Consider the following 18187-nt stretch of genomic DNA (forward strand, 5'->3'; position numbering starts at 1 on the left):
ACGACGGATCGTTGAGTGAACTACGCGGAGAGGAGCGAGGGCTTCGGCGGGGGCTTCGGGACGGTCAGCGGAACGGCGGCAGCATGGTCAGGAGCCAATATAACCAGGGTCGTTACGGGATCCAGCGACGTGCCAGCGGTTGGTGCGGCCGTCGTGCCCGAGGATGCGCCACAGGAGTCCTCGCACACGAACATGACGCACATCGCCAGGCACGGGTCGGCCGCTATCGCCAGCGGGATCAACAATGCCCACAGGAGGACGACGGCCGTTGCAACGCAGACGACCCAGCGCTTCATATGCATGGATTATAGCATCCCTTAGTACCAACGCGGGTCGCCCGGCAGGACAGCGAGAGGCTTGCCGTCCATTTGGAGCACGCGCGGCCTGATCGTCTGCACCTCTCGCCTGCCCAGGGACTCCAGCACGCTCGAGGCCGGGGCGCCACCGGCCGCCACCAGCTCGAGGTTCTTGATGGTCGGAAAGCGGAGACCGATGTCTTTACGCTGAGAGGCGGCAATTGCCTCCGCCGGGGTCAGCCATTTGAGGTCCACGATCTCGTGGCCATCCACGACGGGCTCCTGCCCCGGCGGCATGACAGCGGCGAAGAAGCGCGTATCGAAACGGAGCGGCTGCTCCTCGGGCGTGATCCAGTGGGCGAAGTAAGCCACGCGGTCGGTTGCCAGCGTCAGATGCTCGGCCCTCAGCATATCGAAAAAGGCCGGGTTGGCCTTCTGGCACGCGATCCGATAGGCCTCGTAGCGGGGCTTGGCGTCCGACGCAATGCGGAGCAGGCGGCCGTCGGGCTCATAGGCCAGAAGCACCCCCACCTCCTCGAAGGCTTCGCGGATGGCTCCTACCCAGTATGAGAGAGCGTCTCGGGGCGCGAGTCCACCGCCGAGCCGAGCCGCCGCGTGCCCGGCCGTGAGACCACGGCAGAAGCCTTCACCGTCGGGGGGCATGTCGTCGGCTTCGACCTTGCCGCCCGCGAAAACGTAGTCTCCGGCGGCAAACTTGCTCTTGGCATGGCGCTGGAGCAGCAGGGCCTCGACTTCCGTGGGTGGCCGGTCTCGAAGGACGACGAGGGTAGCGGCCGGGGACGGGATAACGGGCTGGGTCATAGGGCGAGTCCATCGGATTGTCACACAGGAGACCGGGGGCTGTCCAAGCGCATGCTAACCTTGGTGTATCCGCATGAAACCTCTCGCTCTGCTAACGGTCCTGGCCCTGGGGCTCCTCTTGGGTGGCTGTGCTTCGAGCACCCCGCCCGCTCGCCGAGACTCTCCCCCGATCCGCACCCGCTGCCTCAATGACCGGAGCGAGGGATCCACGCGGCCCATTATCTTTCTCTTCTGCGCGGAGTCACCCTGAGCGCCCGGTCGGGCAGGAGCCGAAAGAGGCTTGCCAGGGCCCTGCTCTGGTGAGAGAATCCCCAAGTAATAGAGGGGGTTGGGCATGAACGAACGCAGGGCCGATCTCAGGCGATACCCCAGAGCCAAGGTAGCTTGGCCGGTAGTCCTCGAGGTTGGAGACCGCCACTTCAACATCCAGACCATGGACCTGAGCCCCATGGGCACCAAGGTCGGGCTGGTGGAGGCCCCCCTCGAAATCGGTAGCTCGGCCAAGCTCCGCATCCGCCCCCCGAACGGCCACAGCCTCGACGTCAATGCCATCGTCTGGCGCTCGGACCGAGACGGCTCGGCCTTCTTCTTCATCGGCGTGGACGGGGACGACGACGTGTACGCTGAGACCGCTCCACGGCCTGTGCCGCTGCCGTCCTGACCGCTCGGCCTCCAGCAGCCCACTCCCCGCGTCACGCCTACCTACCACCGTCACCAGCGAGGATCCCTCATGAGCGCGGAAGCCAGGATCAAGGAGCTCGGCCTCGCCCTGCCCCAGCCGGCCAAGCCCGGGGGTAACTACGTCCCGGGTGTGCGCGTCGGCAACCTCCTCTTCCTCTCGGGCCACGGGCCCGTTCGGGTGGACGGCGTGCCGACGGTGCGCGGCAAGGTCGGACGCGACCTCTCGCTCGAGGACGGCTACAAGGTCGCGCGGGACGTGGGCATCAACCTGCTGGGCTCGGCCAGGACACTCCTGGGCAGCCTCGACAAGGTCAAACGGGTCGTCAAGGTGCTGGGCATGGTCAACTCCGCCGAGGGCTTCGGCGACCAGCCCAAGGTGATCAACGGCTTCTCGGACCTGATGGTCGAGGTCTTCGGCGAGAACGGCCGGCACGCCCGCTCGGCGGTGGGCATGGCCGAGCTGCCCATGGGCATCCCCGTCGAGATCGAGATGATCCTCGAGGTCGAGTAGCGCGGCGAAGCCGAGCGCGGACACCGTGGCCGCGCTTACTCGCCGGCGATGAGACGGGGCAGGACGCGGAGCGCCTCGGCGATGCGGGGGCCGTACCAGGTGGCGAGCTTACCGTCAACCAGGTGGACGCGGCGGTCTCGCACCGCGGGGATGTCGGGATGCGCGTCAAAATCCGCGAGGTGGGCCCGGCGAAACCGGTACGGCTCGTCGGGCAGCAGGATAATCTCTGGCGCTGCGCGGGCGACATCCGGGAGCGTCACCTCCGGGTAGCGCGTCGCTGACTGACCGAAGACGTTGTCGCCTCCGCACAGCGCGAGCATGTCGTGGGCGTACGTGTCGCGGTTCACGGTCATCCAGGGTTGGCGCCAGATCGGGTAGAACACTCGGCGGGCGGGCGTTCCCGCGCAGCCGCTGCGCACGTCATCCAGCGCGGCCTCGAGCGCCGCGGCCATCTCTTCCCCCCGTTCCGGCAGCCCGACTACCAAGCCGAGATCGCTCACGAGCCGAATGCCCTCGGCGACGGTCCGGGGATACGTGACGTAGACCGGGATGCCCCAGCTCCGCAGAGTCTCGACGTGCTCGCGGACGTTCTCTTCGATGTTGGCGACGACCAGGTCCGCGTTGAGCTCGCGGATCACGTCCAGCTTCGGGTTCTTCTCGCCGCCCACGCGCGTCTTGGTCGCGACACCCTCTGGAGGCTCGGTGCAGTACACCGTGCAGCCCGCCACCGAGGGACCGGCGCCGAGCGCGAAGAGAATTTCCGTGACGCTCGGAATGAGCGAGACAATGCGCCGGGGCGGCGCCGGCAGGACCACGGCGGCTCCCGTTGCGTCGTGGAACCTCATCGCGCTCTAGGATACCATGTGGCCGGAACGACCATGGAGCGCGCCACCGATCTCCTCTACCGTCTGCTCTACGGCGGCGTGCTCTCGCGGCTCCCGGAGCGAATCGCCGTGCCGCTCGGCCAGTGGGCACTGCGACTCGTCCCGCTCGACCTGCTGCCGGTGTTCCGCAACGACGATCCTCGCCTCGCGATCACGCTGGGCGGCGTGAGGCTGCCGAACCCGCTGATCTTGTCCTCCATGTACTACGACACGACCATTCTCAGGCGGGCAATGGGGCTCGGGTTCGGCGCCGTCACCGCCAAAAGCATCACGCCGAAGCCGCGCCCGGGGCATCCGCGGCCGAACCTCGTGCGCATCACCACGCCGGAGGGGCCCGGGCTCGTCAACTGCAACGGCTTTCACAATCCCGGCCTCGAGGCCTATCGCATCGCGCTGGCTTCCCTTCCTCACCGCGTCCCGCTCATCGTCGCCGCGGCGGGCGAGTCGGCGGACGACTACGTCGCAGTGGTCGAGGGCTTGGCACCCTTCGGCGACCTGGTGGAGATCAACATCTCCTCGCCCAATACCAAGCTCGTGTACGGTTGGTCCGAGCGGCCCCAGGAGCTGGCGAAAGTCTTCCGCGCGGTGCGAAAGGCAACGGACAAGCCGGTCATCGTAAAGGTGTCGCCGGATTTTCGCCGGATCAATGAAGAGACGACGATCCCGGCTGCGCGTGACGCGGGCATCACCATCGTCAACTGCGGCAATGCGCACCGCGTGGAGGAGCCGCGCCTCTCGCAGAAGGCCGGAGGGCTCTCGGGGCCCGCGCTCTTTGAACGCACGCTCGAAAACGTGCGGCGCCTGCGTGAGAAATTCGGCGACGGCATCGAGATCATCGCCACCGGAGGCATCGACGCGCCCGACAAGGCCCTCCAGGTACTCCAGGCCGGCGCGACGGCGTGCGGCTACTTCACCGGATTCATCACGCGCGGCCCGCTCCTGGCGCGACGAATCCTCGATGCGCTTGTCAAGGCCTCTCGGTAACCCACACCTTATCCACTTATCCACAGCCATCCACACCATGAAAAAATGCACGGTCCGATGCGGTTCTGCGGTCACGTATCGAATATATGACGCTCCGACCGTCCACCGCTTCGATAGGTTGAAAGACACACAGCATTCACGCGTGTCCCACGCTCGCAGAGCGAGAAAACCCGCATCTGGCGCGGCGAAACGAAGCCTTGACATGGTTTGTGCCCGTACCTAAGGTGGACACCTGCGCGGCATTTACGAGGTAGAAAAGAGGACGTGAACACGCAGCTGAGGGGACGGTGAGTATGGAGGCCAGCCGGAAGCCACTGGCGAAGGTCGAAGGCAGGAAGCGGATGCGGCTCAGCGGACTGACGGTGGTGTGGAGGGGGACGCCGAGCCTGGATGACTGGGTCGCCTACATCGCCAACGGTACGAAGTCGAAGAAGCTGATCCTGGCCGATCACACCTCGGAGCGGAAGGTAAAGGGCCTCCTGGTGCGCATCCAGGGCCTCTCCAAGAAGGAAGTCGAAAAGCTGGCCAAGGGCTAGGAGATCTCCGTGCGACGACTGCTATCGTTTGTAGCCGGAATCGCCCTGCTGGGGCTGGCGGGCTGCGCCAGCACGCAGGCGCCGCCCACCGTGGACGTGAGCGGCAAGTGGCAGGGTACGTGGGTCGCCCTCATGCCGTCCCAGGACGGTGGCCAGATCCAGATGGACATCAAGCAGACCGGCTCTCGGTACAGCGGGACCATCCTGGTGACCGGCGGCCGGAACGACCCGACCGGTCTCACCGAGGGGTTCGTCACCGGCAACCGGTTGAGATCACCGTGCCGGCCGGCATGACGGGCTCCCTGACCGTGACCGGCGACGAGATGAGCGGCACCCTCGCCGGCATGAGCGGCGCGAAGATCACCCTCCGGCGGCAGAAGTAACCTCGGCCGCCGCGCGCCTCAGCCGCGCGGGAAGAGGCTAGTCTAAGGTCAGCGGGTTGATGGTGGCCACGGTCGAGGGATCCTCGGCCCAGATGGCCGGATCACCGTCCACGAAGAGCTCGACGGTATTGCCATCGGGATCCTCGCAGTAAATCGATTGGCTCACACGATGATCCCGCGTGCTCCGAATCGGCACCTGGTGGGCGTCGAGCTGGGCCTTCGCCTCCCGCAGCAGGTCCAGAGAGTCTCCGATCTTGAGGGCGACGTGCGCCAACCCCACCGCGTCGTCAGGCGGCGAGGGGGCATCGGCACCTACGGCCATGACCGCCAGGTCATGGTGGTTGTTGCCCGCCGAGAAGAAGACCATCCGCCCCGGGAAGCGCGCGACCTCTTTGAGCCCCAGCACGCCCTCGTAGAAGGCCTTCGAGCGCTCGAGGTTCCTCACCTTCAGCACCACGTGCCCCACTCCCTGGATTTTCATAGAACCTCCGGTTAGCTCGCCTCGTCGCTCTCGTGCCTGCGGCAACTCGGCAGCGCCTCGGCTCAGACTGATCAGCCCTCGCCTCGTCGCTCTCGTGCCTGCGGCAACTCGGCAGCGCCTCGGCTCGCACTACAGCGCTCCTCGCTGTGCCAGGCTGATGAACCGCTCCCGACCGATAATAACGTGGTCGTGGATGCGCAGGTCGAGAAGCTTTGAACACTCGACCAGCTGGCGGGTGAGTCTCAGGTCCTCGCGGCTCGGCGTGGGGTCGCCGCTCGGGTGGTTGTGGAGCAGGATGATGGAAGCCGCGGATTCGAGGATGGCAGGCTTGAAGACCTCCCGCGGATGGACAAGGCTCGCCGACAGCGTCCCCTCGGAGACGACCACGTCCTTGAGCAGGCCGTTCTGGGCGTCGAGGAGGGCCAGCCTGAATACCTCCTTCTTGAGGTCTTCCATCAGCGGCCCGTAGCGCGCGAAGACCTGCTCGGGGCTGGACAGCACCGGGCGCGCGTGACCGTTGCGCGATCGAAGCCGCCGCGTGATCTCGAAGGCGGCCGCCAGCCGGACAGCCCTGGCCCGCCCCACACCGCGCACACCCGCCACCTCGGCCACTTCGCGCCCCGCCAGCTCCTGGAGCGTGCCGAACTGCGTCAGGAGCCCGCCCGCCACGTCGAGGGCGCTCATCCCCCGGATGCCCGTCCCGAGCTGTATCGCCAGGAGCTCGGCGTCGGACAAGGCCGCCGCGCCCTTGTGATAGAGGCGCTCCCTGGGCCGCTCCTCGGCCGGCCACTCCGCGATCCGAAGCTCACCCGTCATGCCGTTCTCGTAACATGAAGCTCGTCGCAGGCACAATGTCCACTCTCTCAGACGCCCGCCAGGACCTCCGCGGGCCCGGCGAGCTCGATCTGGCGGGGCTCGTCGCCCAATCCCGCGATCGTCACGGTAATGGTACGGGGCGGCAGGAGAGACAGGAGCTTGTCGGCCCACTCGACGACCGTGACGCCCTCCCCGTGGAGCATCTCCTCGAGGCCCAGGTCCACGAGCTCGGTCAGGCTTCCGGTGCGGTACGCGTCAACGTGATAGACCGGCAGCCTGCCCCGATACTCGTTGACCAGGACGAAGGTCGGGCTCGTGACATCCGTCATGACGCCCAGGCCGCGCGCGAGGCCCTGGAGGAAGCAGGTCTTCCCCGCCCCGAGCGGGCCGATGCAGGCCACGACGTCGCCCCTGCCGAGCCGGGCACCAAGCCGGGCACCAAGGGCCTGCGTCTCCTGGGCGCTTCGTGAGACGACCTTCATCGGGCAGCCGGGTTGAGCGCCCCCGGAATCGCCTCGATGATGTCGGAGGCGATGAGGCCTTCCTCACCGCGATCGGCTGCGGCAAGGTCCCCCGCCAGCCCGTGGAGGACGCAGCCGGCCTGGAGCGCGGCGAGCGGGTCGAAGCGGCGCGCGAGGAACGCGCCGATCATGCCCGTCAGCACATCGCCGCTGCCGCCCGTGGCCATGCCGGGATTGCCCGTGTGGTTGATGAAGACGCGCCCGTCCGGGCCACCGAGCACACTGCGCGCCCCTTTGAGCACGAGATGGACGCGGTAGCGGGCGCAGAATTCCCGCACGGTCTCGATCCGATCGGCCTGGACCTCGGCGATCGAGGTCCCGAGCATCCGCGCCATCTCGCCCGGATGCGGCGTGAGAACGCGAGGCGCCGGCGCGTCGCCGAGTAGGTCGAGGTGACCGGCCAGCGCCGACAGCGCGTCGGCGTCGACGACCATGGGCCGGTCGAGCTCGGCGACGAGCGCACGCGCGAGGGCCTGGCTCTCGGGGTCCAGGGAGAGCCCGGGCCCAAGCGCCACGGCGTCGCGCTGGGACGCGAGCTCGAGGACGCGGTCCTTTGCCCTGAAAGAGACGGACTGGGCCGCGGTCTCCGGCAGCGCCTCGGTCATGATCTCCATACTGAAGCCGGCGACGATAGACTGCTGGGACACCGCGGTCGCAACGGTGCAGAGGCCGACACCGCTCCTGAGCGCCGCGCAGCCCGCCAGCGCCGCGGCGCCGCTCTTACCGATCGATCCCGCTACGACCAGGAGGTGGCCGTACGTGCCTTTGTGGGCGTCGGGCTTTCGCTTCGGGAAGAATCCGCTCACCGAGGTGTCATCGAGTAGAAAAGTGGCTATCCCGCGCCCGACCTCCGCCTCGGGGATGCCGATGGGGACGACGACCACGCGGCCGGCTTGCTCGGCGGCGGGATAGAGGAGGAGGGAGCGCTTGTAGCCCGCGAAGGTCGCCGTGAGCGTGGCACGCACCGCGGGACCGGGGAGAGCGCCGCCGTCCGAGCCTAGCCCCGAGGGCAGGTCGAGCGCGACCACGACACACCCTGCCCGTGCCGCCGACTCGTTCAGCCGTCCGATGACGTGAGCGGCAAGTCCGCGGGCCGGCGCGGTGAGCCCGGTGCCGAGTAGCGCGTCCACGGCGAGGTCGGTTCCGTCGAGGGCGCGCGAGACCGTCGCGGCCTCCGCTTCGGTGCGGATCTCTTCGACGCCCCCTCGCCATTGGGCGAGCGCGTGGGCCGCGTCCCCCTTCACCTCGACGCGCGAGCCGATCAGAAGGACACGGACCTTCGTCCCCTTGGCCTTCAGGTGCCGGGCGACCACGAAGCCGTCGCCGCCGTTGTTGCCCTTGCCGCAGAGGACGAGGACCCGCTTTCCCCTGATCGGCGCCCACTCGCGGGCGATCAGCGCCGCGGCGCCGCGGCCGGCATTCTCCATGAGCCGGGGCCCGGAGATGCCGAGCGTCTCGATCGCGCGGGCGTCGAGGGCGCGCATCTCGGCGGCCGTGAAGACCGGCCACATCGCTACTTGCCTCGCGTGGAGGCCTGGAGATCGGCCCACTGGGTCAGGAAGTCCCCGAGCATGGCCGTGTAGGCGTCTCGGTAGGTCGTGCGCACCGACATCGGCAGCTCGATGTGCAGCGACCTCTCCGAGCGGCCGAGGAGGCCGCCCGATTTGGAAGCCGACGCGCTGTAGCGCAGCGTATCCACGGGCTCGACGAAGATCTCGAGCTTCGGCGCTTCGGGTTGGCTGCGCAGATGGGCGTCCCGCACGAGCTCGAGGAGGGTCTTGAGCCGCCAGGCCTCCTCCAGGGTGAGGCCGACCGTGGCGATCTCGACACGCGAGGCCGTATCCTGGTGGCCGTTGCCGTGGATCTCGACGTAGAAGCGCAGCGGCCCCTGGGCAGCCTCGGCGACCGAGCGGCCGTAGCTGTCGTAGACGCGCCGGGCGGCCTCGGTCTCCCCTTCCGAGCGCGGCGGATCGCCCGCCACGCTCTCAGTCGGGCGGTTGACGTTGTAGCGACGCCCCTGGGCGTCGAGCTTGCCGAAGCCCGTGGCGACAACGGCGCCGAAGCCGGTGCTGCGCGCGAGCTCGAGGCCGATCAGGTCGGTGGCGGTGTCGGTGGTGCCGTGAGGGGCCCCGATGACGTAACCCGGGCGGCCCTTCTGGACATTGAAGCTGCCCTGGCCTGGGAAGCTGCCCTGCCCCGGCAGGGTCGGGCGCGGCGCATCGCCTACGGACACGGGCTGTTTCCCCCCGATGAGCCCCGCGCAGCCGGACAGGCAGAGCGCGAGGCCAAGTACGACGCTAGGTGCTGTGGCCCGCCCCGGCATCCGGCAGGTCTCCCACGAGCATGGCCTGGGCCATGGCGTAGTCACCGTCGTGGGTAAGCGAGAGCAGCACGCGCGAGGCGCCCTTGGCGCGCGCGATGGCCGCCGAGCGCCCCGTCAGCACCATGGTCGGCGCCTGGCCGGGCTCGCGGCGGACCTCGAGCTCGCGCCAGTTGACGCCCATGCGCAGGCCCGTGCCGAGCGCCTTGAGCGTCGCCTCCTTGGCCGCAAACCGCGCTGCCAGGTGGGGAATGGGGTCGCGGCGCCTGCGACAGTAGGCGATCTCCGCCTCGGTGAAAACGCGCTGAAGGAAGCGATCGCTCCAGCGCTCGACGACGCGGCGGAGGCGCGAGATCTGCGCCAGGTCGACGCCGATGCCTTTGACCTCCGTCATGGGACCTCCGTCATGCTCCGATCGACTTCCTGATGATGGTCGACAGCTCCGAGGCGATGCTCTCGATGCGCGCCCTGTCCTCGCCCTCGATCATGACGCGAGCCAGGTTTTCCGTGCCTGAGTAGCGGAGGAGGATGCGCCCCGCCGCGCCCAGCTCGCGCGCGCGGGCCGCGTGGCGGTCGGCGAGGCCCGGAATGGATTCGAGCGGAGGCTTCTCACGCACCCGGACGTTGACCAGCACCTGCGGACACTTGGTCATGCAGGATGCCAGCGCCGAGAGCGGCTGCCCGGTCTCGCGCATCACGGCCAGGAGCTGGAGCGCCGAGACGATGCCATCGCCCGTGGGCGTGTGGTCGAGGAAGAGGAGGTGCCCGGACTGCTCGCCTCCCAGGTTGGCGCCGGTCTTGACCATCTCCTCGAGGACGTAGCGGTCGCCCACCTGCGTCTTCACCGTCCGGATGCCCACCTCGGCCAGCGCCTTGTCGAGACCCAGGTTGGCCATGACCGTGGTCACCACGGTGCCGGTCTTGAGCCGGCCGCTCGCCGCCAGGTGCCGGCCGCAGACAGCGAGGGCGTAGTCGCCGTCGCGGATCTCCCCCGTCTCGTCCACGGTGATCAGCCTGTCGCCGTCGCCGTCGAACGCCAACCCCAGGTCCGCGCCCGCGGCCCGCACGCGGCGCTGGAGCCGCTCGGGGTGCAGGGCACCCGAGAGGCGGTTGATGTTGAGGCCATCGGGCTTCGCGGCCAGGACAGAGACCTTGGCGCCGAGGGCACGGAAGAGCCGCGGGGCGACGCGGCTGGTGGCGCCGTGGGCACAATCAAGAGCCAGCGTGACGTTGCCCAGGTCGAAGGGGAAGGTCTGGCGCGCGTGGGCAATGTACTCGGCCTCGGCCCGATCGTAGTGGACCAGGCGTCCGACCGAGGCGCCCGTGGGCTTCGGGGCGACGTCCGGGCTGCCCAGGCGCGCCTCGATCTCATCCTCCCAGCTGTCGGGAAACTTGGCGCCCTCGGAAGAGAAGATCTTGATGCCATTGTCCTGGAAGGCGTTGTGGGACGCCGAGAGCACCACGCCGCCGTGGGCCTCGAGGCTTCGCGTGAGATACGCGATGCCGGGCGTCGGCAGCACGTTCACCGCGAAGACATCCGCCCCCGCCGACAGCGCCCCCGAGACGAGCGCTCCCTCGAGCATGGGCCCCGACAGCCGCGTGTCTCGCCCCACGACAAGGCGGACCTTCGTCACACCGTGATGCTCGAGAAGCGTCGCCACGAGCTGGCGTCCGAGGCGGAAGGCCAGCTCTGTCGTCAGCGGCTCCTCGTTGGCGACGCCGCGGATGCCGTCGGTGCCGAAGAGGCGGCCCATCAGCGCCTGCGGGCCAGCGCCACGCGCACGACGGCAGGATTCACGCGCAGCACGCTCACACCGGGGGGCACGACGATCTGCTCGGCTCCCAGGCTGACCACGAGGTCACCGGGGCCGGCGCCGGCCAGGCTCACCCTCACCCGGAGGGACTCGGGCGACATGCGCGAGAGCGCGGATCTCAATCCGTGCAGCTGCACCTCGACGCTCTCGGGCCTCTCGCCCGTCACGACGAGCCCCGGCGGCACCGAGTCGAGCTCGAGCGGCAGGGAGACGACGAGATTGGTCTTCTCGGAGGTCATGACGAAGACCCAGAGCCCCGCGGAGAAGGCCAGGGCCAGGAGCTTGAGCTCCCAGTGGCGCGTCAGGACAGCGATCATCCGGTTCTGGGGGGGAGCGGCGCCGCTCCTCCCCCAGACCCCCCCACCGCACTGATCATCCGCGACGCGGGCAGCGCTCCTCCCCCAGACCCCCCCACCGCCTGGGTCGGCTGGTCTGTGGCGGACCACATCGTTTGGCAGGTCATTTGCGGAGCCATCCGCGGGCCGGCTCCCACCAGGGCTGGTCGGCCGGCAGCGGAGCGGCCTCGAGGGAGAAGAACTCGGCCAGGCGCCGGCGGAGGGCATCGGAGTCCAGGGGGCTCTCCATGCGGCCCTCGACCGCCAGCGAGATCCGGCCGCTCTCCTCAGAGACCACCAGCACGACGGCGTCGGTCTCCTCGCTGAGCCCGAGCCCCGCGCGGTGCCGCGTACCCATCGTGCGCCCGAGCTGCGCGTTGCGGGAGAGCGGCAGGAAGCCGCCCGCCGCGGCGATGCGCCCGCCGCGGATGAAGACGGCACCGTCGTGCAGCGGCGAGTACGGAAGGAAGAGGCTCTCGAGCAGATCGGCCGAAACGAGGGCGTCGAGCGGCACGCCGAGCTCGACGTAGTTGCGCAGCCCCGTCGCCCGCTCCAGGACCACGAGGCCGCCGATGCGCTTGCCGGCCAGGGACTGGGCGGCCTTGACCACCTCGTCGAGCAGGTGGCTCTGCTGCTCCCGTCCCGCCCGCGTCACCACGCGGAAGAACGGGTTCTGGCCGACCTGCGCCAGCGCGCGGCGCAGCTCGGGCTGGAAGAGCACGATGAGGGCGAGCACCCAGAAGGACCAGAAGTTGTCGAGGATCCAGCTGGTGCCGTACAGCTCGAACCGGTGGGCGAGGAACGAGGCGGCCATGAGGGCGGCGAGCCCGAGCAGCATCTGGACGGCCCGCGTTTCCTTGAACATGACGAAGACACGGTAAAGGACGAGCGCGACCAGGAAGATGTCAATCGCGTCCCGCACCCGGAAGGCCTGCAGCGCCGGCCACATGCTCAGGCGTCGCCTTGGGAACGGCGTATGGGGGAGCGGCGTATGGCTTCGGCGACGCGCACGGCCTGGACGGTATCTGCAACGTCGTGGGCGCGGACCAGGTGGGCGCCGCCCAGCACCGCCGCCACCGCGGCGGCCAGGGATCCGGGCAGGCGCCGGCCGGGATCGGCCTCGCCGGCAATCTCTCCCACGAAGGACTTGCGCGAGACGCCGATGCAGATCGGCCGACCGAGGTCGCGCAGCCGCCCGAGGCCGGCCAAGATTTCGCAGTCCCACTCGTGCCAGGCGAGACCGCGCCGCCTGAAGAAGCCGATGCCGGGATCCACCACGATGCGCTCTTCGGGGATACCCGCCTGGGTGGCGATGCGCAGGCTCTCCTCAAGGAGGTCCATGACGGCGTCTACAGGGCCCTGCCCCTTGGCGCCGCCCCGCTCCGACGCCATGAGGATGACGCCAGCCCCCGCCCTGGCGACCAGGGGGGCGAGAGCGGGATCGGCAGTAAGACCGCGGACGTCGTTGATGATCGCGGCCCCAGCCTCGAGAGCGGCCCGCGCCGGCTCCGCGCGGCTCGTGTCCGCCGAGACGGGCACCTCGAGCTTCGAGGCCAGAATCCCCACCGCCCACGCGAGGCGCTCGGCCTCCTCGGAGGCGGAGATGGAGCCCGACAGGTAGGGGGCCGTGGACATGGCCCCCACGTCGAGGAGAGCCGCGCCTTCGCGCGCCATGCGCTCGGCAGCACGCAGGAGGTCGTCGCCCCCCGTGACCACCGAGCCCGCGTAGAAGGAGCCGGGGCTGACGTTGAGCGCGCCCATCACGGCCACGGAGACGCCGTCGCCGAGATGCACGCCTGCCAGAGCCGCTCGGATGGGGGTGGTCACGCCAATAAAAATACCATTGACGCCGAGGCCAATGGTATCGAAATGCTGAGGAAAAAAGCGTGAATCAGGCGGGCGTCGGGGCTTCCTGGAACGGCCGGGCGAGCAGCAGCCGGTTGATCTCCTCGCCGTCGAGGGTCTCGCGCTCGAGGAGCGCGCGCGCCAACACGTGGAGCTTTTCGAGGTTCGACTCGAGGAGCTGCCGCGCGCGCGACGCGCAGTCCGTCACGATGCGCTTGATCTCCGAGTCGATGAGGACGGCCGTCTCCTCGCTGTAGTCCTTCGGGCGCGACATCTCGCGGCCCAGAAAGACGTGCTCCTCGGCCTTGCCGAAGGTGAGGGGCCCCATCTTGTCGGACATGCCCCATTCGCAGACCATCTTGCGCGCCATCTCGGTCGCCTTCTCGAGGTCATTGCCGGCGCCGGTGGTCTGCTGCTGAAACACCAGCTCCTCGGCGGAGCGCCCGCCCAGGAGAATAATGACCTGGTTGACCAGGAACTCCTTGGAGTAGCTGTAGCGGTCGTCGGTCGGCAGCTGCATCGTGAGGCCGAGCGCCCGCCCGCGCGGGATGATCGTCACTTTGTGCAGCGGGTCGGCACCCGGCAGGAGGTAGGCCACGAGCGCGTGGCCGCCTTCGTGATAGGCGGTTGTCCGCTTCTCGGCCTCTGGGATGATCATGGAGCGCCGCTCCACGCCCATCAGCACCTTGTCCTTGGCGTTCTCGAAGTCGATCATCTCGACGGACTTCTTGTCCTGCCGCGCCCCCAGCAGCGCCGCCTCGTTGACGAGGTTTGCCAGGTCGGCACCCGAGAAGCCCGACGTGCCGCGCGCGAGGACCATCAGATCCACCTTCGGCGCGAGCGGGACGCGGCGTGTGTGGACCTTGAGGATCTCCTCCCGCCCCTTGACGTCGGGCCGCGCCACCACCACATGGCGGTCGAAGCGGCCGGGACGGAGCAGCGCGGGGTCGAGCACATCCGGGCGGTTGGTCGCGGCGATCAGGATCACGCCCTCGTTGGTCTCGAAGCCGTCCATCTCGACCAGGAGCTGGTTCAGCGTCTGCTCCCGCTCGTCGTGGCCGCCGCCCAGACCCGCGCCGCGGTGACGGCCCACGGCGTCGATCTCGTCCATGAAGATGATGCAGGGCGCGTGCTTCTTGCCTTGTTCGAAGAGGTCGCGCACGCGGGAGGCGCCGACACCGACGAACATCTCTACGAAATCGGACCCCGAGATCGAGAAGAACGGGACGTTGGCCTCACCCGCGATCGCCTTCGCGAGAAGGGTCTTGCCCGTGCCGGGAGGGCCGACCAGCAGCACGCCCTTCGGGATCTTGCCGCCGAGCTTCTGGAACTTGGGCGGATCCTTGAGGAACTCGATGATCTCGCGCAGCTCTTCCTTGGCCTCTTCCACGCCCGCCACGTCCTGGAAGGTGATCTTGTTCTGCTTCTCCGAGATGAGCCGCGCGCGCGCCTTGCCGAAGGACAGCGCCTTGGCGCCGCCGCCCTGCATCTGCCGCATGAAGAAGATCCAGACCCCTATGAAGAGCAGCATGGGCACCCACTGGAGCAGGTAGGCGTACCAGGGGTTGCTGTCCTCGGGCTCGACGGCGATCTTGACGCCCTTGTCCTTGAGCGCCTTGATCAGGTCGGGATAGTCGGCCGTGAACGTGCGGAACGTGTTGCCGTCGGCGAGCTTGCCGGTGACGGACTTGCCGCGGATCAGAACTTCCCTGACTTCACCCTGCTCGACGCGCTTGAGGAAGTCGGAGAAGATAAGCTTGTCGCGCGAGGGCTGGCTCGCCTGAAAAACGTTGAACAGGACAATGACGATGAGGCCGATCACCATCCAGAGGGCGAGGTTCTTGTAGAACGGCGAATTCATAGCGTTTTGAGTATAGCACAGGGGTCCAGAGGGCTACCCGCCAGAGGGCTATCCGGACCCCCGGTCATGGCTAGGCCCCCGGAAGGTCCTCCAGGACGTGAATGTCCGGCAGGCCGCGGTAGAGGCCACCCAGGTCGAAGCCGTAGCCGAGCACGAACCTGTCCGGGATGGCGAACCCCACGTAGTCGAGCGACACGTCGACCTGGCGGCGCTCGACCTTGTCGAGCAGCGCGCAGACCCGGAGGCTGCGTGGGTGCCGCGTCTCCAGGTTGCGCCGCAGATAATCGAGCGTCCGGCCGCTGTCCACGACGTCCTCAACGATGACGACATCCCGCCCCTCGATGGACACCGACAGGTCCGCCGTCAGGCGCACGGCGCCGGACGAGCGCGTGCCGGGGCCGTACGAGGATACGCCCATGAAGTCCATGGCAATGGGCGCGGGGATGGCGCGGATGAGGTCAGCCATGAACACTGCCGCGCCCTTGAGCACCCCCACCAGCAGCGGGACGTGCCTGGCGTGCTCGCGAGCGATGGCATGGCCGAGCTCGCCAACCCGGACGGCGATCTCCTCGCGGGAGATGAGCACCCGGCCGGGGCCCTGGGGCATTGGGTCTCCTACCTTCGGGGCGGCCTACCTGGGAGTGACGAAAGCGGCCAGGGAACGCTCGCCACGCACCCGCTCGACCATACGCTGGGCCTCGGCCTTGCTCTTGAAGGTGCCGACGCGGACGCGGTAGTTCGTCTGGCCGTCGCTCGCGACGGCGGGCGCGATGTAGGCGTCGAAGCCTGCCTCCCTGAGCTGCCTGTGGACCGAGGCCGCCTGCCCCTGCGTCTTGAAGGCCGCGACCTGCACTGACCAGAGGCCGGACCAGAGGCCGGCCGCGTCCGCCTGCGCCCGCGGGGGCGCCGCCTCGGCCTCCGGCGCCGCGGGCTTCTCGACGAAGGTTTCCCCGCGACTCGTGTACGGATAGGGCGGCGGTGGCGGCTCGGCACGCACGGGCTCAGGAGCGAACTGGACCTTGGCCTCGGGATGCTGCGAAGCGTCGGCAGAGCCGCGGCCCAGCGGCGCGGTGAGCGTCTGGTAGAAGGTGAGCTTCTGGTCGACTTGGGTCGGCGGCTCGACGGCGGCGGCCGACAGGCCGCCCCGCTTGCCGGGCGGCACGGTCTTCCTCGCGACGCTGTCAGCGCTGGCCGCGGCGGCAGGGCGGCTCCACTGGCGTCCCACGAGCACGCCAAGCGTGAACGTCAGCCCCATGATGACGGCGCCCGCGGTGAAAAGGGCGATCCACTGGAGTGAACCGGGCCCGCTCTTCACGCGGCCTCGCGGTGACGCCGGGCGGGCGGGACTCACATGGCCTCCGGAGCCGAGACGCCCAAAAGGCCGAGGCCGTTGCGCACCACCTGCCCCACGGCGGCAGACAGGCCGAGGCGCGCGAGCGTCAGTGCCCTCTCCTCAGTGATCACGCGATGGGATTTGTAGTACGGGTGGTAGAGGCCCGCGATCTCGCTCAAGTAATAGGCGATGCGATGGGGCTCGCGGGCGCGCGCCGCTCCCGCCACGGTTCCCGGGTACTGGAGGAGGCGTTTGATCAGGCTCTGCTCCACCGGCAGCCTCAGCGGCCGGAAGTCGACCTCGTCCCACGGGGGCAGCGGAACCCTCTGCTCCGCGGCCATCCGGAACAGGCTCGCGACGCGCGCATGCGCGTACTGGACGTAGAAGACCGGGTTGTCGGCGGACTGCCGCGTCGCCACGGCCAGGTCGAAGTCGAGCGGGCTGTCGTGCCGGCGCGTGAGGAAGGTGAAGCGCGCGGCGTCCGTGCCGACCTCTTCGATCAGCTCCTCCATCAACACGAACTCGCCGCGCCGCTTCGACATACGCACGGGCTGGCCGTCGCGGAGCAGGGTGACGAGCTGGACGATCAGCACCTCGAAGCACTCGGGAGCGTGCCCGAGGGCCTGCATGGCCCCCTTCATCCGGGCGACGTGGCCGTGGTGGTCGGGTCCCAGAAAGTCGATGACGACGTCGGCGCGAGCCTCCTTGAACTTCAGGAAGTGATGAAAGCCGATGTCCACGGCGAAGTACGTCAGCTCGCCGTCCGACTTCCGCAGCACGCGGTCCTTGTCGTCGCCGAAGGCCGTCGAGCGGAACCAGAGCGCCCCGTCCTCCTCGAAGGTGTGGCCGGCCGCCGCGAGCGCCGCGATGGCCTTGTCCGCCAGATTCGGGCGCCGCACGTCATCCTGCTCATGCGTCCAGCTGTCGAACTTCGTCCCGTAGGCTTCGAGGACTTGGCGCTGGCGCGCCACAAGGGCCGCGACGGCCTTGCGTCCGAGCAGCTCCACGCGCTCGGCCTCCGGCGTCTTTACCATGGCGCGCGTGCCCTCGGCATCCGCCGCCATCCAGTCCTTGACGAGGTCCACGAGGTACTCGCCCGGATACGAGTTCTCCGGCAGCTCGGCCGACTCGCCCAGGGACTGGCGCAGCCGCACGTCCACCGAGCGGGCGAGCGCTTCGAACTGGTTGCCGGCGTCGTTGACGTAGAACTGGCGCTCGACGTCATGGCCCTGCGAACGGAGGATGCGCGCGAGCGCATCGCCCACCGCCGCGGCCCGGGCGTTGACGATGACCAGGGGGCCCGTCGGATTGGCCGACACGAACTCGAGGAGGAAGCGCGTGTCCCGGCCCGCCGCGCTCGTGCCGTACGTGTCACCGGCCGCGAGAATGCCCTTGAGCGACTCGGCGCACCAGTCCGGCGCGAGGAAGACATTCAAGAAGCCCGGCCCCGCGATCTCGAGCCGGTCCACGAGCCCGCGCTTGGGAAAGTGGCTCGCGATGGCTTCCGCGATCTGTCGCGGCGCCTTCTTCGCGGAGCGCGCCAGCGTCATGGCGACGTTGGTGGCGTAGTCGCCGTGCGCCTCCTCTCTCGGAACGTCCCATACAATGTCGTCCGGAACGGGCAGGCCCGCGCCGGTGAGCGCTTCTCTCAACGCTGTCGCCAAGTGGTCGGTGATGGTGTCATGCATTCCCGGCTCGTTAAGACACGAATCGCCGCACGTGGCGGCGTCGATTAATAATACGCCCCGGCTCTCGCGGAGCCGC

At 68.7% G+C, this 18187-nt stretch carries 22 protein-coding genes; 6 read left to right on the top strand and 16 right to left on the bottom strand.

Annotation, left to right across the window (positions count from 1 at the left end):
- The first annotated feature begins 15 nt into the window (after positions 1–15).
- Positions 16–321, top strand: coding sequence for a hypothetical protein (locus VGV06_10115; protein ID HEV2055511.1), 306 nt, complete (start codon positions 16–18; stop codon positions 319–321).
- Here the strand turns inward: VGV06_10115 and VGV06_10120 are convergent.
- Positions 318–1118: an NUDIX hydrolase gene (locus tag VGV06_10120; GenBank protein ID HEV2055512.1), complete on the bottom strand. Its 801-nt coding sequence runs from the start codon at positions 1116–1118 to the stop codon at positions 318–320. The two genes, VGV06_10115 and VGV06_10120, sit on opposite strands and share 4 nt — an antisense overlap.
- 334 nt (positions 1119–1452) lie before the next feature.
- Here VGV06_10120 and VGV06_10125 point away from each other — a divergent pair, with 334 nt between their 5' ends.
- Positions 1453–1779, top strand: a complete 327-nt coding sequence (locus VGV06_10125; GenBank protein HEV2055513.1) for a PilZ domain-containing protein — start codon at positions 1453–1455, stop codon at positions 1777–1779.
- A 69-nt stretch (positions 1780–1848) separates the two neighbouring features.
- Positions 1849–2310 carry a RidA family protein gene (locus VGV06_10130; protein HEV2055514.1) on the top strand — a complete coding sequence of 154 codons (462 nt, stop codon included), beginning with the start codon at positions 1849–1851 and terminating at the stop codon, positions 2308–2310.
- Between the two features lie 35 nt (positions 2311–2345).
- On the opposite strand, the gene VGV06_10135 is transcribed toward VGV06_10130, so the two are convergent.
- Positions 2346–3155, bottom strand: coding sequence for a cobalamin-binding protein (locus tag VGV06_10135; protein ID HEV2055515.1), 810 nt, complete (start codon positions 3153–3155; stop codon positions 2346–2348).
- Positions 3156–3173: 18 nt separating this feature from the next.
- Here VGV06_10135 and VGV06_10140 point away from each other — a divergent pair, with 18 nt between their 5' ends.
- The 3 genes from VGV06_10140 to VGV06_10150 all read left to right on the top strand — a co-directional run bounded on the left by VGV06_10140 (position 3174) and on the right by VGV06_10150 (position 5008).
- On the top strand, positions 3174–4178 hold the full coding sequence (locus tag VGV06_10140) for a hypothetical protein (protein HEV2055516.1): 1005 nt from the start codon (positions 3174–3176) through the stop codon (positions 4176–4178).
- Positions 4179–4471: 293 nt separating this feature from the next.
- On the top strand, positions 4472–4714 hold the full coding sequence (locus VGV06_10145; GenBank protein HEV2055517.1) for a hypothetical protein: 243 nt from the start codon (positions 4472–4474) through the stop codon (positions 4712–4714).
- Between the two features lie 9 nt (positions 4715–4723).
- On the top strand, positions 4724–5008 hold the full coding sequence (locus VGV06_10150) for a hypothetical protein (GenBank protein ID HEV2055518.1): 285 nt from the start codon (positions 4724–4726) through the stop codon (positions 5006–5008).
- Positions 5009–5134: 126 nt separating this feature from the next.
- On the opposite strand, the gene VGV06_10155 is transcribed toward VGV06_10150, so the two are convergent.
- The 14 genes from VGV06_10155 to argS form a co-directional block, all read right to left on the bottom strand.
- Positions 5135–5578: a VOC family protein gene (locus VGV06_10155; GenBank protein HEV2055519.1), complete on the bottom strand. Its 444-nt coding sequence runs from the start codon at positions 5576–5578 to the stop codon at positions 5135–5137.
- Between the two features lie 129 nt (positions 5579–5707).
- Complete coding sequence (radC, locus tag VGV06_10160; protein ID HEV2055520.1) at positions 5708–6394, bottom strand: DNA repair protein RadC; 687 nt, start codon at positions 6392–6394, stop codon at positions 5708–5710.
- Positions 6395–6441: 47 nt separating this feature from the next.
- A complete protein-coding gene (gene tsaE / locus VGV06_10165; GenBank protein ID HEV2055521.1) occupies positions 6442–6876 on the bottom strand; it encodes a tRNA (adenosine(37)-N6)-threonylcarbamoyltransferase complex ATPase subunit type 1 TsaE in 435 nt (144 codons plus the stop codon).
- Positions 6873–8426 (bottom strand): NAD(P)H-hydrate dehydratase, encoded by a 1554-nt coding sequence (locus tag VGV06_10170; GenBank protein HEV2055522.1) that lies wholly within the window; start codon positions 8424–8426, stop codon positions 6873–6875. Before VGV06_10170 ends, tsaE begins: the two co-directional genes overlap by 4 nt.
- Positions 8427–8428: 2 nt before the next feature.
- A complete protein-coding gene (locus tag VGV06_10175; protein HEV2055523.1) occupies positions 8429–9148 on the bottom strand; it encodes a hypothetical protein in 720 nt (239 codons plus the stop codon).
- Positions 9149–9212: 64 nt separating this feature from the next.
- Positions 9213–9629 carry a holo-ACP synthase gene (gene acpS, locus VGV06_10180; protein HEV2055524.1) on the bottom strand — a complete coding sequence of 139 codons (417 nt, stop codon included), beginning with the start codon at positions 9627–9629 and terminating at the stop codon, positions 9213–9215.
- 10 nt (positions 9630–9639) lie between these two features.
- Positions 9640–10989: a phosphoglucosamine mutase gene (glmM, locus tag VGV06_10185; protein HEV2055525.1), complete on the bottom strand. Its 1350-nt coding sequence runs from the start codon at positions 10987–10989 to the stop codon at positions 9640–9642.
- Positions 10989–11366: a CdaR family protein gene (locus VGV06_10190; GenBank protein HEV2055526.1), complete on the bottom strand. Its 378-nt coding sequence runs from the start codon at positions 11364–11366 to the stop codon at positions 10989–10991. Before VGV06_10190 ends, glmM begins: the two co-directional genes overlap by 1 nt.
- A gap of 142 nt (positions 11367–11508) precedes the next feature.
- Complete coding sequence (gene cdaA, locus VGV06_10195; GenBank protein HEV2055527.1) at positions 11509–12333, bottom strand: diadenylate cyclase CdaA; 825 nt, start codon at positions 12331–12333, stop codon at positions 11509–11511.
- Between the two features lie 2 nt (positions 12334–12335).
- A complete protein-coding gene (folP, locus tag VGV06_10200; protein HEV2055528.1) occupies positions 12336–13211 on the bottom strand; it encodes a dihydropteroate synthase in 876 nt (291 codons plus the stop codon).
- Positions 13212–13275: 64 nt separating this feature from the next.
- Positions 13276–15090, bottom strand: coding sequence for an ATP-dependent zinc metalloprotease FtsH (ftsH, locus tag VGV06_10205; protein ID HEV2055529.1), 1815 nt, complete (start codon positions 15088–15090; stop codon positions 13276–13278).
- A 70-nt stretch (positions 15091–15160) separates the two neighbouring features.
- A complete protein-coding gene (gene hpt, locus VGV06_10210) occupies positions 15161–15697 on the bottom strand; it encodes a hypoxanthine phosphoribosyltransferase (GenBank protein HEV2055530.1) in 537 nt (178 codons plus the stop codon).
- A 24-nt stretch (positions 15698–15721) separates the two neighbouring features.
- Positions 15722–16405 carry an SPOR domain-containing protein gene (locus VGV06_10215; protein ID HEV2055531.1) on the bottom strand — a complete coding sequence of 228 codons (684 nt, stop codon included), beginning with the start codon at positions 16403–16405 and terminating at the stop codon, positions 15722–15724.
- 32 nt (positions 16406–16437) lie between these two features.
- Positions 16438–18111: an arginine--tRNA ligase gene (gene argS, locus VGV06_10220; protein HEV2055532.1), complete on the bottom strand. Its 1674-nt coding sequence runs from the start codon at positions 18109–18111 to the stop codon at positions 16438–16440.
- Positions 18112–18187: the final 76 nt, after the last annotated feature.

It is taken from the genome of Candidatus Methylomirabilota bacterium, assembly GCA_035936835.1.
In the GTDB taxonomy this organism is placed as follows: Bacteria; Methylomirabilota; Methylomirabilia; order Rokubacteriales; family CSP1-6; genus AR37.

Excerpts from the sequence above, each read along its gene's own strand:
- VGV06_10120 (HEV2055512.1), bottom strand. The coding sequence starts at position 1,118 with ATGACCCAGCCCGTTATCCCGTCCCCGGCCGCTACCCTCGTCGTCCTT.
- VGV06_10125 (HEV2055513.1), top strand. The coding sequence starts at position 1,453 with ATGAACGAACGCAGGGCCGATCTCAGGCGATACCCCAGAGCCAAGGTA.
- VGV06_10130 (HEV2055514.1), top strand. The coding sequence starts at position 1,849 with ATGAGCGCGGAAGCCAGGATCAAGGAGCTCGGCCTCGCCCTGCCCCAG.
- VGV06_10135 (HEV2055515.1), bottom strand. The coding sequence starts at position 3,155 with ATGAGGTTCCACGACGCAACGGGAGCCGCCGTGGTCCTGCCGGCGCCG.
- VGV06_10145 (HEV2055517.1), top strand. The coding sequence starts at position 4,472 with ATGGAGGCCAGCCGGAAGCCACTGGCGAAGGTCGAAGGCAGGAAGCGG.
- VGV06_10155 (HEV2055519.1), bottom strand. The coding sequence starts at position 5,578 with ATGAAAATCCAGGGAGTGGGGCACGTGGTGCTGAAGGTGAGGAACCTC.
- radC (HEV2055520.1), bottom strand. The coding sequence starts at position 6,394 with ATGACGGGTGAGCTTCGGATCGCGGAGTGGCCGGCCGAGGAGCGGCCC.
- tsaE (HEV2055521.1), bottom strand. The coding sequence starts at position 6,876 with ATGAAGGTCGTCTCACGAAGCGCCCAGGAGACGCAGGCCCTTGGTGCC.
- VGV06_10170 (HEV2055522.1), bottom strand. The coding sequence starts at position 8,426 with ATGTGGCCGGTCTTCACGGCCGCCGAGATGCGCGCCCTCGACGCCCGC.
- acpS (HEV2055524.1), bottom strand. The coding sequence starts at position 9,629 with ATGACGGAGGTCAAAGGCATCGGCGTCGACCTGGCGCAGATCTCGCGC.
- glmM (HEV2055525.1), bottom strand. The coding sequence starts at position 10,989 with ATGGGCCGCCTCTTCGGCACCGACGGCATCCGCGGCGTCGCCAACGAG.
- VGV06_10190 (HEV2055526.1), bottom strand. The coding sequence starts at position 11,366 with ATGATCGCTGTCCTGACGCGCCACTGGGAGCTCAAGCTCCTGGCCCTG.
- cdaA (HEV2055527.1), bottom strand. The coding sequence starts at position 12,333 with ATGTGGCCGGCGCTGCAGGCCTTCCGGGTGCGGGACGCGATTGACATC.
- ftsH (HEV2055529.1), bottom strand. The coding sequence starts at position 15,090 with ATGAATTCGCCGTTCTACAAGAACCTCGCCCTCTGGATGGTGATCGGC.
- hpt (HEV2055530.1), bottom strand. The coding sequence starts at position 15,697 with ATGCCCCAGGGCCCCGGCCGGGTGCTCATCTCCCGCGAGGAGATCGCC.
- argS (HEV2055532.1), bottom strand. The coding sequence starts at position 18,111 with ATGCATGACACCATCACCGACCACTTGGCGACAGCGTTGAGAGAAGCG.